We start from the raw sequence: 12,975 nt of genomic DNA on the forward strand, positions 1-12,975 counted from the left end.
CCTTCCGTCCCTCGTTAGGCTAGAAACCGATGAGCGGCGACGAATATTCCCCCCGGACCGGTTCTGCACAGCCAGGCTGGCCGGCCCCACGCGCGGAGGGCGGCCTCGCCGCGCGTCTTGCGGTCCCGGGGTCCAAGTCGCTGACCAATCGAGAACTGATCCTCGCGGCGATCGCGGACGGCCCGAGCACTATCCACGCGCCGCTGCACTCCGACGATTCAGTGCGCATGGTCGCGGCTCTCACCGGCCTGGGCGTGCAGATCGAGTCGGTGGACGGCGACAGCCTCTTCGGTCCCGACCTCCTGGTCACTCCCCCGAGCGGGTCAGGCTCGGTCGGCGCCGCGTCGTCCGGGCTGCGAGGTGCGACGATCGACTGCGGCCAGGCCGGAACCGTCATGAGGTTCATCGCCGGGATCGCGGGGCTCGCGGACGGCGATGTCACCCTCACGGCGCACGAGAGCGCGCTGCACCGCCCCATGGGCGCCATGATCACGGCGCTGCGCGACGTCGGTGTCGACGTCGACGACGAAGGGCGGTGGGCCCTGCCCTTCCTGGTCCGCGGCCGCGGGCACATCCGCGGCGGCGAGGTCGTCATCGACGCGAGCGCGTCGAGCCAATTCGTCTCGGGCATGCTGCTGGCCGCCCCCCGGTTCGATACGGGGCTGCACCTCATCCACTCGGGGTCCCGACTGCCGAGCCTTCCGCACATCGACATGACGATCGAGTGCCTCGCCCACCGAGGGGTGCACGTCGAACGCCCCTCGCCGCGCGAGTGGATCGTGCCTCCGCACCCCCCGCGCGCGAAGAACGTGACGATCGAGCCGGACCTGTCCAATGCGGCGCCCTTCCTCGCGGCCGCCATGGTCACGGGAGGCACGGTGACCGTGACGGGGTGGCCTGCCCACTCCACGCAGCCGGGTGCGATGCTCGCGACGATCCTGCACGAGATGGGAGCACGGGTCGCGCGCCGAGGCGGGGCGTTGACCGTGTCGGGCGGACGCGGCATCCGGGGCATCGACATCGACCTGTCCGCCGCAAGCGAGCTGACCCCGACCATCGTGGGCCTTGCCGCCTTCGCATCCGACCCCACGACGATCACGGGGGTCGGGCACATCCGAGGTCACGAGACAGACCGGATCGCCGCTCTCGTGGGCAACCTGCGGGCCCTGGGAGGGGCCGCAGAGGAGCTCGAGGACGGGCTCCGGGTGCTGCCGCAACCTCTTCACGGCGGGGTATGGCGAGCGTTCCACGATCACCGCATTGCCACGACCGGCGCGCTCATCGGACTGGTCGTCGACGGCGTCGTCGTCGACGACATCGGCACGACGGCCAAGACGATGCCGCAGTTCCCCGAACTGTGGCACACGATGCTCGAGGGGAACGCCGCGGAGTGAGTTGGCTGGGGGACGTCGACGACGACGATGAACTCGGTGTGGACGAGAGCGACATCCGCGTCCGCCCGAACCCCAAGGCGAACCGTCCGCGCACCAAGCGCCGCCCCCGTCACGCCGACGCGCAGATCGCGCGTGTCCTGGGCGTGGACCGAGGACGCTACACGGTCCTGGTCGGCGAGGACACGCCTGACGAACGCCAGGTGATCGCCGCCCGCGCGCGGGAACTGCACCGCACCGCGATCGTCACCGGCGACCGAGTCCGTGTCGTCGGAGACACCTCGGGGAACGAGGGGACCCTCGGCCGCATCGTCGGGATCGAGCCGCGCACGTCGCTGCTGCGCCGCAGCGCCGATGACACCGATCAGGTCGAGCGGGTCATCGTCGCCAACGCCGACCAGATGCTCATCGTGATCGCGGCAGCCGACCCCGAACCGCGCCCTCGACTGGTGGATCGGTACCTCGTGGCTGCGCTCGATGCCGGCATCCGCCCGCTCATGGTCATCACCAAGACCGATCTCTCCGACCCGTCGGCGTTCCTGTCGCACTTCACCGGTCTCGACCTCGAGGTGTTCACCAGCGCCCGCGACGACATGCCCGTCGACAGGATCGGTGCGGCGCTCGTGGGCCATACCACGGTGTTCGTGGGCCACTCGGGCGTCGGCAAGTCGACACTGGTCAACGCGCTGGTCACCGGAGCGGATCGGGCCACCGGGTATGTCAACGAGGTCACCGGCCGCGGTCGCCACACCTCAAGCTCCACCGTCTCGCTGCGCTACGAGGCGCCCGAGGGGACGGGCTGGGTGGTCGACACCCCGGGGGTGCGGTCGTTCGGGCTCGGTCACGTGAACCCCGACAACATCCTGCGCGCGTTCACCGATCTCGCAGAGATCGCCAGAGAGTGCCCTCGCGGGTGCACGCACCTCCCGGATGCTCCCGACTGCGCGATCGTCGAGGCCGTCGCCGAGGGCCGGTTGGGGCCGGGAGGACCGGCACGGCTGGATTCGCTGCAACGACTCCTGGCGACGTTCTCGGATCGCCCCGGACACCCCTAGACCCGAGCCGCCGAGAGAGGACGCGCACCTCTAGGCTGGAGGCATGACCGTTCGTCTCGAGCCCGGCGCCGAAGCCCCCGATTTCACCCTCGTGAACCAGGACGAGAAGGATGTCTCGCTCCACGACCTCCGCGGGCAGGGCGTCATTCTGTTCTTCTACCCGCAGGCGATGACCCCCGGGTGCACGACGGAGGCCTGCGACTTCCGCGACAGCGTGGAGCCGCTGCGCAGCGCCGGCTACATCGTGCTCGGCATCTCCCGGGATGCGCCCGCCAAACTGCGTGCGTTCCGGGAGCGCGACGCGCTCCCCTACGACCTGTTGAGCGACCCCGACCGCGCCGTTCACGAGGCGTACGGGGCGTGGGGGGAGAAGACGATGTACGGCAAGGCCACGGAGGGTGTGTTGCGCTCGACGTTCGTGCTCGACGCGGACGGTGTCGTCACCCACGCGCTCTACAACGTGAAGGCCAGCGGGCACGTCGCCCGGATCCGCGGCCTGCTGGGGGTCTGAGGCCAGACCCCTCGCTTAGCGCGACGCGTCCCGACCACCGTCATCGGTGTTCGGAGTCGCGCTTCGCGACGACCCCCGGACCGCCACCACCAAGAGGACGAGGGCCAGAACGGCCGGGATCGCGATCACGAGCCCGGTCAACGGATGCGCATACTGCCCGGTGGCCGCGCCGAGCGCGACCGCGAGAATCAGCAGCTGCGTCACGATCGCTCCCGAACGCCCCCACGATGCGCCCTGCCAGGTCACAACGCCGAACACGGCGACGATCGCCGCTCCGGCGATCGTGAGGACCAACAGCGCGATGGCGCTGTCGAACGCTGTCGTGTCACCGGCGGCAAGGGCGATGATCTGCCACACGCCGAGCGCGAGGAGGCCTGCTGCTTCGATCGCCACGATCAGTCCCGCCGCTCGAGCGGCGACCACAGTGCGCATCGCGAACCTCCCGGGCTTTCGGCCGACGCCAGACCTTTTGCATCCCACTCACCACTCAACCCTTGATTCGGGTGAACGGCTGTGGGACGATTGGTAAAGCCGTGTGCTCCCACAAGGTCGTGGGACGAGACATCACTCGTACACCTCCCCAGAGTATCCGACCGCCCGGTGGTCCGATGCTCATTTCCCTCAAGGAGCACCCCTATGGACTGGCGCGACAAGGCCGCCTGCTTGACTGTCGATCCCGAGCTGTTCTTCCCCGTGGGAAACACGGGACCAGCCGTCGATCAGATCGAAAAGGCGAAATCCGTGTGCGCCCGGTGCACCGTCACCGAGATCTGCCTCCAGTACGCCCTGGAGTCCGGTCAGGACTCGGGCGTGTGGGGCGGACTCTCCGAGGACGAGCGCCGCGCACTCAAGCGCCGCGCAGCGCGCGCCCGGCGCGCCAGCTGACTCGCACGTCGCCCTGACGCGCTGACCGCGAGCACCGATGACCGGTGCCGCGTCGGATGATCGCGCTCAGTCGAGAGCGATGTAGCGAAGCGGGATGTCGATGGTGACTTCGGTACCGCTGCCCACGAGGGTGTGCCAGTCGATCGTCCCACCGAGCTCGCCCTGAATCAGAGTCCGGACGATCTGCGTGCCCAGCCCTCGGCCGACCTGCCCCTCCGGAAGCCCGACACCGTTGTCGCGCACGCGGACGAGGAGTCGTTCGGGATCCCGCTCGGCCTCGATCTCGACATCGCCTTCCTTGCCGGCCAAGCCGTGCTCGACGGCATTGGTCACCAGTTCCGTGAGAGCGAGCGCAAGCGGCGTCGCGTACTCACTCGGCAGCGTGCCGAACCGACCGACGGAGCGCGTGCGCGCGCGGGTGGTCGGTGCCGCGGCGACCTCGGCTACCAGCTTGAGCACCCGGTCGAAGACGTCGTCGAAGTCGACTCGCTGCGTCAGGCCCTCGGAGAGCGTGTCGTGGACGACCGCGATGGCCGACACCCGGCGCATCGCTTGAGTGAGCGCCTCCCTCGCTTCCTCGGTGTGCGAACGCCGCGCCTGGATGCGCAACAGCGACGCGACAGTCTGGAGGTTGTTCTTGACCCGGTGATGGATCTCGCGGATTGTCGCGTCCTTGGTGATCAGCTCCTGCTCCTGGTGTCGCAGCTCCGTCACGTCGCGGCACAACAGGATCGCACCGATGCGGATGCCGTGATCGCGCAGCGGGATCGTGCGCAGACTCACCGTCACCCCGCGCGCCTCGATGTCTGCTCGCCACGGTGCGCGGCCGGTCACCACGAGGGGAAGCGACTCATCGAACTGGCGCTTCTCGGGGAGGATCGCGGTCGTGACCTCCACGAGGGACTCGCCCTCGAGTTCGTCTTCAAAGCCCATGCGGTTGAACGCCGAGAGGGCGTTGGGGCTCGCGAACGTCACGGTCCCATCGACATCGAGCCGCACGAGTCCGTCCGAGGCGCGAGGGGCACCGCGCCGTGGCGCCGTCGGCGCGCTCAGGTCCGGAAAGTCGCCCGAGGCGACCATCCCGAACAGGTCGTCGGCGCACTCGTTGAAGGTGATCTGCTGGCGCGAGGGCGTACGGGTCTCACCGAGGTTGGTATGGCGGGTGAGAACGCCGAGCGTGGTGCGGCTCTCGCCGGTCCCGCGGACGATCGGCACCGCGCGGACGCGGGTGGGAGTCTCTTCGAACCAGTCGGGCGATGCCGAGTCGACGATCATCCCCGAGAAGAACGCTTCCCGGATCTGTGTGCGCCACTGCGGGCGGACCGGATCGCCGACGATGTCGCGATAGAAGAGGGTGGCCGCACCACTCGGGCGCGTGTGACCGACCGCGACGAAGGAATCATCGGCCGTCGGCACCCAGATCACGATGTCGGCGAAGGCGAGATCGGCAAGCAGCTGACCGTCTCCCGCGAGACGGTGGAGCCATTCGACATCCGCATCGGTGGAACGCCCCTGGGCATAGACGAGATCGCTGAGCGTCGACATCGTCTCAGCCTAAAGCCCCGACCGCATGCTCGAGCTACGCTGCGTTTCGAGAGTCGACGGTAAGCGCCTCTGCCGCAAAACGCCGCACGGCAGAGACGATCGGAGATCGACGTGCCACCTCGGCAATCGGTCGGGCCGCCAGAAGCGCGGCGTCCGCGGACCGCGGGTCCTGGGGGACGAACCAGACGTCGCGGATGCCTGCGAATCGGTCGAGGCTCCGCCGCACCTGACCGCGCGCGTCGATGCCCAGCGCGCCGGGACGAAGCCTGTTCGCGATGACCGCGATCGGCGTGGAGCCGACAGTCTCGCGCAGCTGCGCGTATCCCCGGACGAATCGACCGATGCCCACCGGGTCCGCGCCGGCAACGGCAACGACCAGATCCGCCTCCTGGAGCGCAGCGATCGTCGCGGCGTTGCGTCGATCGCCCGCGAGGTCGCTCACGATCTCCTCATCCCGATCCAGCGGCGCAGCCACGTCGACCACCGTGTCATCCACCCACTCCCGGCAGACCGCCAGGGCACGTCGGACCCGATCCTCACGCAGCTCCGGCCATCGAGACGGACGGTTGATGCCCGTCAGCACACGCGGTCCGCGTCCGACACGCAGCGCGATCCGTTCCAGTTCCGCGACATCCAGCGCGCCGCGCGTGACCTGGCGGCATGCGGCAGCGAACCCGGGCCCCTCGTCCGGCAACCCGAGCGTGATCGCCACGGATGGTGCGTGGGAATCGGCGTCGACGAGCGCTGCCGACCGGTCCCGGGCGAGGTGCACAGCCAGTTCGATCGCGATCGTCGAGCGTCCCGGCGACCCCGCCGGCCCCCACACGACGATGACGCGGCGCCCGCCGGGTGGCATGGGCGCCGCGGGAATCGGCGCACGCACGGCCTGCATCAACTCACGTCCAGAGACCCGCGGCGACATCAGAACGCCCAGTCCGAACGCCTGAGCCAGTCGAACGGATGCCTCCCCCTCCCCCACCGGGATGATCCGGATTCCCTCGCGATCGCACGCCATCACGACATCGCGGGTCAGCGTGTCGTGGCGGGAGGCGATGACCAGCAGCTCCGGTGAGCGGTCTGCGAGTTCGCGCATCCGACCCCGCGCTGCCATGAGGCCGGGAGCAGCCGGCGGGCGAGCCTCGGCATCCCATCCGAGACGGGACAGCTCGTCCGCGAGGCGTGCACCGTGGGGCTCGTCGAGAGCGATCACCGTCCTCATCGCTGCCCCGGCGCTGCGGGCACTACGGACAGTGCCGCCCCGTCCGCGATCGCGGCGAGCGCCGCCGCGACGTCGGCCCTCGGGATGACGAGTTCGACGGCGGCGGTCCCGCCCGCAAGCGGCGACTCGTCCCGGGTCACGCCGACCACCGTCGCGTCGGCCACGAGGATGCGCGGTGTGTCGTAGCGCGACTGGTCGAGGCGCGGCGCCGCCCACAACTCGACGGTCGAGCCGGCGACGACCGAACCGGGGACGTCGACTGCGCTGCGAACGACGACCGTCGTGGACTGGGCGCTCTCGTCCGAGACGAGGGCATCGGCGGGGACGAGCTCGCCCGCCGCGACCGTCCGTGTGGCCACGAGCCCCTCTTCGAGCTGATCGGCATGGAGGTAGGCGTCGGATGCCGCGCCCAGCGTGACCTCGACGACAGCGAGATCAGCGGCGTCGACCGGCTCACCCGGGACGATCGCGCGAGCGGCGACGTACATCGGCTGGGTCTGGCGCGCGGCCGAGACGACGATCCAGACACCTCCGACGGATGCCACGACCAGGACGATGCCGACCAGGAACCTCAGATCTGCCCAGGCGGGGCGCCGACTGCTGCGGGATTCGGAGACCATGCGAACCATGGTGGCCGAGCATCGCCCCCTGCCGCCGCGCTTATCCACAGCGCGCTCTAGAGCGCAGCCGTGTCCGAGCCCGGGGTCATAATGGGGACATGCCCCATCCCCCCGCTGCCGACGCGCGCCTGCTGACGCCCTCTCAGGTTGCCGAGGTGCTCGCTATCGACGTCGACGACGTGCTCGCTCTCGTGCTGGCCGGGCAGCTTCGCGGAATGCGCGTGGGTCAGAGTGGGCAGTGGCGGATCGACGAGAGCAGCGTCGATGCCTACCTCGACGATCAGGTTGAGCAGACGCGACGGATGGCGTTGTGGCACCAGTCACAGACCGCGAGTTTCCCGGAGCTGTGGGGAACCGGAGCGATCCGCAATCCCGACTGAGATCCGCTGCAGCGAATCAGAGCCCCGCGTCGTCCGCGGCCACGACCAGCTGGGTCACCGCCGCGAACGGGATCATCCGATAGCCGCTGACCGCCGACGGATGCCGCGCCGTGTCGAGATCGTGCACCGCCAGATCGAAGTGATCGGCACCGGCCCGATCCACGGTTCCGGTGACGACGGTGCCGGGGATGAGCTCCGCGAGCACCGGGACACGGCGCCGGGCGAGGTCGCGAACCACGAAGCCGAGATCGAGTCTGTCCCGCAGGGCTCCTCCGGCGCGACCGGCCGCGCTGCGCAGCAGGTCGGCGTGCGGCATCCGGAGGCTCACCACGGCGGAGAACGGAACGATGCTCACCGACGACGGGACGCGCTCCACCGCGAGCCAATCAGCGCCGACGGCGATCACCGGCCCCTCGATCCCGCTCCCGGCCGTGAGATCGGCACGCACGTGCGCGGTGACCTCCCGCAGGAGGAGGAGCCGGTCCCGCAGCGTCACGCGCGAGAGGCGCACCCGTTCTGACTCCGACGCGAGGGCGGCGCGTTCGGCCTCCCACTCCGCGGATGCCTGAGCTTCGAGGTCGTCGAACAGTCGGTCCCAACGCACTCGGCGAGCGTACGTCCTAGATGAGGAGTCGATGAGAAACTGTCCACAGCGACCCCCTCGCCCTCTTCTGGGAGTTCGCTGTGTGCTCTACTTCTCGACATCCTGTTTCCGGTCGAGAGTGAGATCTCATGGCGACGACGCAATCGAGCTTCGCACGCGCCTACCGCGCGGCAGACGAAGCGGCCGAGCTGACCCAGTACTTCGCGCCTCAGCGCACGAGCACCGCGGACCTCCCCGATCCCGACACGTTTCTGCGCAACATCTCCCGCGGCGTCCTGGAGATCTTCGCCGGTGTCCGCGAAGTGGACCAGCTCGCCAGGTGGCTGACCGAGGATGCCTATCGAAAGCTCGTCACGCGGGCGAACCTCGCCGCGCGTGCGCGAAGCGCCCGCGGTGTGCCGGCCAAACGCCCGGTCCACCAGATCGTGTCCGTTCGCCATTCTTCGCCGGCAGACGGCGTCGTGGAGGGCGTGGTCATCGTCCGCGGCCCGGCGCGGACCCGTGCGGTTGCTCTACGGCTCGAGGGCATGGACGGCCGGTGGCGGACGACGTCCCTCGCGCTGCTGTGAGGCCGTCGCAGATCCCGCCGTTCACCGCGGCGGTCACTGCCGATACGTCGACAGGAAGTTGCCGAGGCGCTCGATGGCTTCGGTGAGCACCCGCGACTCGGGGAGCGTCACGATTCGAACGTGATCCGGCGTGGGCCAGTTGAACCCGGTTCCCTGCACCAGCAGCACCTTCTCGGCCACGAGGAAGTCGTAGACCAGACGAGCATCATCGCGGATCTCGTACACGTTGGGGTCGAATCGCGGGAAGGCATACAGCGCGCCGTCCGGCTTGACGCAGCTGACGCCCGGGATCGACTCCAACGCCTCCCACGCGGCTTCGCGCTGCTCATGGAGCCGCCCGGTCGGAGCGATCAGCGCATCGATCGACTGCACGCCGGAGAGGGCCGCCTGTACCGCGTACTGGGCTGGCACATTGGGGCACAGCCTCGTCGATGCAAGCAGGGTGATTCCCTCCAGGAACCCGGCGGCGTGGTCTTTCGGCCCGGTGATCGCGAGCCATCCGGACCGATAGCCGGCCACCCGATAGGTCTTCGACAGGCCATTGAAGGTCAACACGAGCAGGTCGGGCGCGACCGCGGCCATCGGGATGTGGACCGCGTCGTCGAACAGGATGCGATCGTAGATCTCGTCGGCGAGCACGAGCAACGAGTGCTCCCGAGCGATGTCTGCGATCTGGTCGAGCACCTCGCGGGTATACACGGCGCCGGTGGGGTTGTTGGGGTTGATCACGACGATCGCTTTCGTCCGCTCCGTGACCTTGGAGCGGATGTCCTCGATGTCGGGCTGCCAGCCGTTCTGCTCGTCGCACAGATAGTGCACCGGCGTGCCGCCACCGAGACTTGTCATCGCGGTCCACAGCGGGTAGTCCGGAGCGGGGATCAAGACCTCGTCGCCCTCGTCCAGGAGCGCCTGCATCGTCATCGTGATGAGTTCGGAAACGCCGTTGCCGAGGTACACGTCATCCGGATCGAGTGTCGGGAAGCCGGGAACCTGCTCGTACCTGTACACCACGGCGAGCCGGGCGGACTTGATCCCGCGGCTATCGCTGTATCCGTGCGCTTCGGGAACAGCCTCGATCATGTCGCGCACGATCTGAAAAGGCGCCTCGAATCCGAATGCCGCGGGGTTTCCCGTATTCAGCTTGAGGATCCTGTGCCCCTCCGCCTCCAGACGGTCGGCTTCGACCAGAGCCTGCCCTCGGATCTCGTAGAGGACGTGCTTCAGCTTGCTCGACTGGTCCAGGGGCCGGGGGTGGGTCATCCGTTCAGAATAGTGCCGCACCTTCCCTGCCACCTGACCGGTCGTGGCCCGCCCGAACCTACTTCTTCTTGTCGGCCGCACGCCGCTGAGCGCGGTTCATCGGCTGGGGACGCGCGGGCTGCGCCGACGACTCGCCATCGGTCCGCTGCCCGAACGCGCCGCGCGCGGCCGGCGGGGCAGGGGCGACAGGTGCGGCGGGCACGGATGCGGCAGTCTGCCGCGCGCGGCTGGTCGCCGCCTGCTGCACCTGGCCGCGCTCATTGCGCACCTCGACCTCGCCGGCGTCGTTGGCCGCGGAGTACTGCAGTCGCTGCCCATCGACCGTGGGAGCGATCGACAGTCCCTTCGCCTCGACCTCCGCGGCGTGCTCGCCGTCGGCGCGACGCACCTCGACATCGAGGTTGTACAGGTACCCGACCGACTCCTCCTTGATCTGCCCCATCATCTGCTGGAACATCTGGTACCCCTCACGCTGATACTCGATCAGCGGATCCCGCTGCGCCATGGCGCGCAGGCCGATACCGTCCTTGAGGTAGTCCATTTCGTACAGGTGGTCACGCCAGCGGCGGTCGACGACCTGGAGCACGACGCGACGCTCGAGTTCGCGCATCGCGGCTTCCCCGAGGCTCTCCTCGCGCTTCTGGTAGGCGATCCGTGCATCCGAGATGAGCTCCCGCTTGAGAACCTCAGGCGTGACCTTGCCCTTGCTCCCGGACTCGGCGACCACCTCATCGATCGTGAGCGACACCGGGTAGAGGGTCTTCAGCTCGGTCCAGAGGGCATCGAAGTCCCAACTCTCCGTGTGCCCCGAACCGGTGTGGTCGTCGATCAGCGCGCTGATCGCATCCTCGATGAAGTGCTGGACCCGGTCGGCGATGTCATCACCCTCGAGGATATGGCGGCGGTCCGAGTAGATCGCCTCACGCTGACGGTTCAGCACGTCGTCGTACTTCAGCACGTTCTTGCGCAGCTCCGCGTTGCGAGCCTCGACCTGCGACTGGGCGCTCTTGATCGCGCGCGAGACCATTCCTGACTCAATCGCGACATCGTCGGGGAAGTTCGTGCGAGACAGGATCGCCTCGGCGGCTCCCGACTGGAACAGGCGCATGAGGTCGTCTGTGAGCGACAGGTAGAACCGGCTCTCGCCGGGGTCACCCTGGCGACCGGACCGACCGCGCAGCTGATTGTCGATGCGCCGAGACTCGTGCCGCTCGGTGCCCAGAACATACAGTCCGCCCGCCGCGACGACCTTCTCGGCCTCGGCCGAGACGCGCTCCCGCATGTCGTTGTAGACGGCGTCCCACTCGGCCTCGTACGCCTCGGGCGTCTCGACCGGGTCGAGTCCCTTCGCCTTCATCTCCTGAACGGCGAGGAACTCTGCGTTGCCGCCGAGCATGATGTCGGTACCGCGACCGGCCATGTTGGTCGCCACCGTCACCGCACCCAACCGGCCGGCGCGCGCGACGATCTCCGCCTCGCGCGCGTGGTTCTTCGCGTTCAGGACCTCGTGCTTGATCCCCTTCTTCGCGAGCAAGCGCGAGAGGTACTCGCTCTTTTCGACCGAGACCGTCCCGACCAGCACGGGCTGGCCGGCTTCGTGACGCTTGGCGATGTCCTCCACGACCTGCGCGAACTTGGCGGGCTCGTTCTTGTAGACAAGGTCCGCCTGATCCTTACGGATCATCGGCTTGTTGGTCGGGATCGAGACCACACCGAGCTGGTACGTCGACATGAACTCGGCCGCTTCGGTCTCGGCGGTACCGGTCATTCCCGAGAGCTTGTCGTACAGGCGGAAGTAGTTCTGCAGCGTCACGGTCGCAAGAGTCTGGTTCTCGGCCTTGACCGGGACCCCTTCCTTCGCCTCGATCGCCTGGTGGATGCCCTCGTTGTAGCGCCGGCCGACGAGGATTCGCCCCGTGTGCTCATCCACGATCATGACCTCGTCGTTCATCACGACGTAGTCGGTGTCGCGCTTGAACAGCGCAAGCGCCTTGATGGAATTGTTCAGGAACGAGATCAGCGGAGTGTTGACCGACTCGTACAGGTTGTCGATGCCGAGGTAGTCCTCGACCTTCTCGATCCCCGGCTCGAGGACGCCGATCGTGCGCTTCTTCTCGTCGACCTCGTAGTCGACACCCGGCTCAAGCGTGCGAGCGATCTTGGCGAACTCGGTGAACCAGCGGTTGGCCTCTCCCGCGGAAGGTCCGGAAATGATCAGCGGCGTGCGAGCCTCGTCGATGAGGATCGAGTCGACCTCGTCGACGATCGCGAAGAAGTGGCCGCGCTGAACGAGGTCTTCCTTGCGCCAGGCCATGTTGTCGCGCAGATAGTCGAAGCCGAACTCGTTGTTCGTGCCGTACGTGATGTCGGCGAGGTACTGCTCACGCCGGACCTCGGGCGTCTGCCCCGACACGATCGTGCCGGTGGTCATCCCGAGAGCGCGATAGACACGGCCCATCAGTTCGGCCTGATAGCCCGCGAGGAAGTCGTTGACGGTCACGACGTGCACGCCCTTGCCCGCAATCGCGTTCAGGTACGCGGGAAGGGTCGCCACCAGCGTCTTGCCTTCACCGGTCTTCATCTCGGCGATATTCCCGAGGTGGAGCGCCGCACCGCCCATGAGCTGCACGTCGTAGTGGCGCTGACCGATCGTGCGCTTGGCGGCCTCACGCACGGCAGCGAAAGCCTCGGGCATGAGCTTGTCGAGCGTCTCACCGGCTTCGTAGCGGGCACGGAACTCGACCGTTTCGTCTCGCAGTTCTTCGTCGGTCAGCTGCGAGTACTCGTCCTCGAGGGCGTTGACCGCCTTCGCGACCTGCTGCAGCCGTCGCAGCAACCGGCCTTCACCGGCGCGAAGGAGTTTCTCGAGAGGATTGGCCACGGAAAGCTCTCCATCTGTCAACGGCGGCACCCAGGGTGCCGACCCGGCGCGAACC

At 68.2% G+C, this 12,975-nt stretch carries 13 protein-coding genes; 6 read left to right on the forward strand and 7 right to left on the reverse strand.

The genetic code is table 11. From position 1 onward, the window contains the following. Positions 1-29: 29 nt before the first annotated feature. From aroA to bcp, 3 genes are read left to right on the forward strand one after another with little or no spacing between them, the layout of a single operon-like run. Entirely contained in the window at positions 30-1,394 is a 1,365-nt protein-coding gene (aroA, locus tag ACSGC5_RS07595) for a 3-phosphoshikimate 1-carboxyvinyltransferase (RefSeq protein ID WP_434970034.1), read from the forward strand. Beyond that, positions 1,391-2,446, forward strand: a complete 1,056-nt coding sequence (rsgA, locus tag ACSGC5_RS07600; protein ID WP_434970035.1) for a ribosome small subunit-dependent GTPase A — start codon at positions 1,391-1,393, stop codon at positions 2,444-2,446. The genes aroA and rsgA overlap by 4 nt, the downstream gene beginning before the upstream one ends. A gap of 43 nt (positions 2,447-2,489) precedes the next feature. Further along, positions 2,490-2,957 carry a thioredoxin-dependent thiol peroxidase gene (gene bcp / locus ACSGC5_RS07605; protein ID WP_434970036.1) on the forward strand — a complete coding sequence of 156 codons (468 nt, stop codon included), beginning with the start codon at positions 2,490-2,492 and terminating at the stop codon, positions 2,955-2,957. Between the two features lie 15 nt (positions 2,958-2,972). Here bcp and ACSGC5_RS07610 read toward each other — a convergent pair whose 3' ends face one another. Then, the gene (locus tag ACSGC5_RS07610; RefSeq protein WP_434970037.1) at positions 2,973-3,389 is read right to left on the reverse strand and encodes a histidine kinase; all 417 of its coding nucleotides are present in this window, start codon (positions 3,387-3,389) and stop codon (positions 2,973-2,975) included. A gap of 204 nt (positions 3,390-3,593) precedes the next feature. On the opposite strand from ACSGC5_RS07610, the gene ACSGC5_RS07615 reads away from it, so the two are divergent. Then, positions 3,594-3,842 (forward strand): WhiB family transcriptional regulator, encoded by a 249-nt coding sequence (locus ACSGC5_RS07615; RefSeq protein ID WP_019182239.1) that lies wholly within the window; start codon positions 3,594-3,596, stop codon positions 3,840-3,842. A gap of 66 nt (positions 3,843-3,908) precedes the next feature. On the opposite strand, the gene ACSGC5_RS07620 is transcribed toward ACSGC5_RS07615, so the two are convergent. Genes ACSGC5_RS07620 through ACSGC5_RS07630 form a run of 3 tightly spaced genes read right to left on the reverse strand, consistent with a single transcriptional unit; the run spans position 3,909 to position 7,226 of the window. Next, complete coding sequence (locus ACSGC5_RS07620) at positions 3,909-5,387, reverse strand: sensor histidine kinase (RefSeq protein WP_434970038.1); 1,479 nt, start codon at positions 5,385-5,387, stop codon at positions 3,909-3,911. 34 nt (positions 5,388-5,421) lie between these two features. Then, positions 5,422-6,606: an AAA family ATPase gene (locus ACSGC5_RS07625; protein ID WP_434970039.1), complete on the reverse strand. Its 1,185-nt coding sequence runs from the start codon at positions 6,604-6,606 to the stop codon at positions 5,422-5,424. Next, the gene (locus ACSGC5_RS07630) at positions 6,603-7,226 is read right to left on the reverse strand and encodes an SAF domain-containing protein (protein WP_434970040.1); all 624 of its coding nucleotides are present in this window, start codon (positions 7,224-7,226) and stop codon (positions 6,603-6,605) included. Before ACSGC5_RS07630 ends, ACSGC5_RS07625 begins: the two co-directional genes overlap by 4 nt. 98 nt (positions 7,227-7,324) lie before the next feature. Between ACSGC5_RS07630 and ACSGC5_RS07635 the strand changes: the two genes are divergently transcribed. Then, the gene (locus ACSGC5_RS07635) at positions 7,325-7,606 is read left to right on the forward strand and encodes a helix-turn-helix domain-containing protein (RefSeq protein WP_434970041.1); all 282 of its coding nucleotides are present in this window, start codon (positions 7,325-7,327) and stop codon (positions 7,604-7,606) included. Between the two features lie 16 nt (positions 7,607-7,622). On the opposite strand, the gene ACSGC5_RS07640 is transcribed toward ACSGC5_RS07635, so the two are convergent. Next, entirely contained in the window at positions 7,623-8,210 is a 588-nt protein-coding gene (locus tag ACSGC5_RS07640; RefSeq protein WP_434970042.1) for a hypothetical protein, read from the reverse strand. A 128-nt stretch (positions 8,211-8,338) separates the two neighbouring features. Between ACSGC5_RS07640 and ACSGC5_RS07645 the strand changes: the two genes are divergently transcribed. Beyond that, positions 8,339-8,779, forward strand: a complete 441-nt coding sequence (locus tag ACSGC5_RS07645) for an Rv3235 family protein (RefSeq protein ID WP_434970043.1) — start codon at positions 8,339-8,341, stop codon at positions 8,777-8,779. Positions 8,780-8,812: 33 nt separating this feature from the next. Here the strand turns inward: ACSGC5_RS07645 and ACSGC5_RS07650 are convergent, their stop codons facing one another. Together ACSGC5_RS07650 and secA are read right to left on the reverse strand one after the other, a co-directional pair. After that, positions 8,813-10,039 carry a pyridoxal phosphate-dependent aminotransferase gene (locus tag ACSGC5_RS07650; RefSeq protein WP_434970044.1) on the reverse strand — a complete coding sequence of 409 codons (1,227 nt, stop codon included), beginning with the start codon at positions 10,037-10,039 and terminating at the stop codon, positions 8,813-8,815. 58 nt (positions 10,040-10,097) lie between these two features. Then, positions 10,098-12,920 carry a preprotein translocase subunit SecA gene (secA, locus tag ACSGC5_RS07655; protein ID WP_434970045.1) on the reverse strand — a complete coding sequence of 941 codons (2,823 nt, stop codon included), beginning with the start codon at positions 12,918-12,920 and terminating at the stop codon, positions 10,098-10,100. Between the last annotated feature and the right edge of the window lie 55 nt (positions 12,921-12,975).

Origin of the sequence: Microbacterium sp. bgisy207, from assembly GCF_965345035.1 — a bacterium.
In the GTDB taxonomy this organism is placed as follows: Bacteria; Actinomycetota; Actinomycetes; order Actinomycetales; family Microbacteriaceae; genus Microbacterium.

Excerpts from the sequence above, each read along its gene's own strand:
- aroA (WP_434970034.1), top strand. The coding sequence starts at position 30 with ATGAGCGGCGACGAATATTCCCCCCGGACCGGTTCTGCACAGCCAGGC.
- bcp (WP_434970036.1), top strand. The coding sequence starts at position 2,490 with ATGACCGTTCGTCTCGAGCCCGGCGCCGAAGCCCCCGATTTCACCCTC.
- ACSGC5_RS07610 (WP_434970037.1), bottom strand. The coding sequence starts at position 3,389 with ATGCGCACTGTGGTCGCCGCTCGAGCGGCGGGACTGATCGTGGCGATC.
- ACSGC5_RS07615 (WP_019182239.1), top strand. The coding sequence starts at position 3,594 with ATGGACTGGCGCGACAAGGCCGCCTGCTTGACTGTCGATCCCGAGCTG.
- ACSGC5_RS07620 (WP_434970038.1), bottom strand. The coding sequence starts at position 5,387 with ATGTCGACGCTCAGCGATCTCGTCTATGCCCAGGGGCGTTCCACCGAT.
- ACSGC5_RS07625 (WP_434970039.1), bottom strand. The coding sequence starts at position 6,606 with ATGAGGACGGTGATCGCTCTCGACGAGCCCCACGGTGCACGCCTCGCG.
- ACSGC5_RS07630 (WP_434970040.1), bottom strand. The coding sequence starts at position 7,226 with ATGGTCTCCGAATCCCGCAGCAGTCGGCGCCCCGCCTGGGCAGATCTG.
- ACSGC5_RS07635 (WP_434970041.1), top strand. The coding sequence starts at position 7,325 with ATGCCCCATCCCCCCGCTGCCGACGCGCGCCTGCTGACGCCCTCTCAG.
- ACSGC5_RS07645 (WP_434970043.1), top strand. The coding sequence starts at position 8,339 with ATGGCGACGACGCAATCGAGCTTCGCACGCGCCTACCGCGCGGCAGAC.
- ACSGC5_RS07650 (WP_434970044.1), bottom strand. The coding sequence starts at position 10,039 with ATGACCCACCCCCGGCCCCTGGACCAGTCGAGCAAGCTGAAGCACGTC.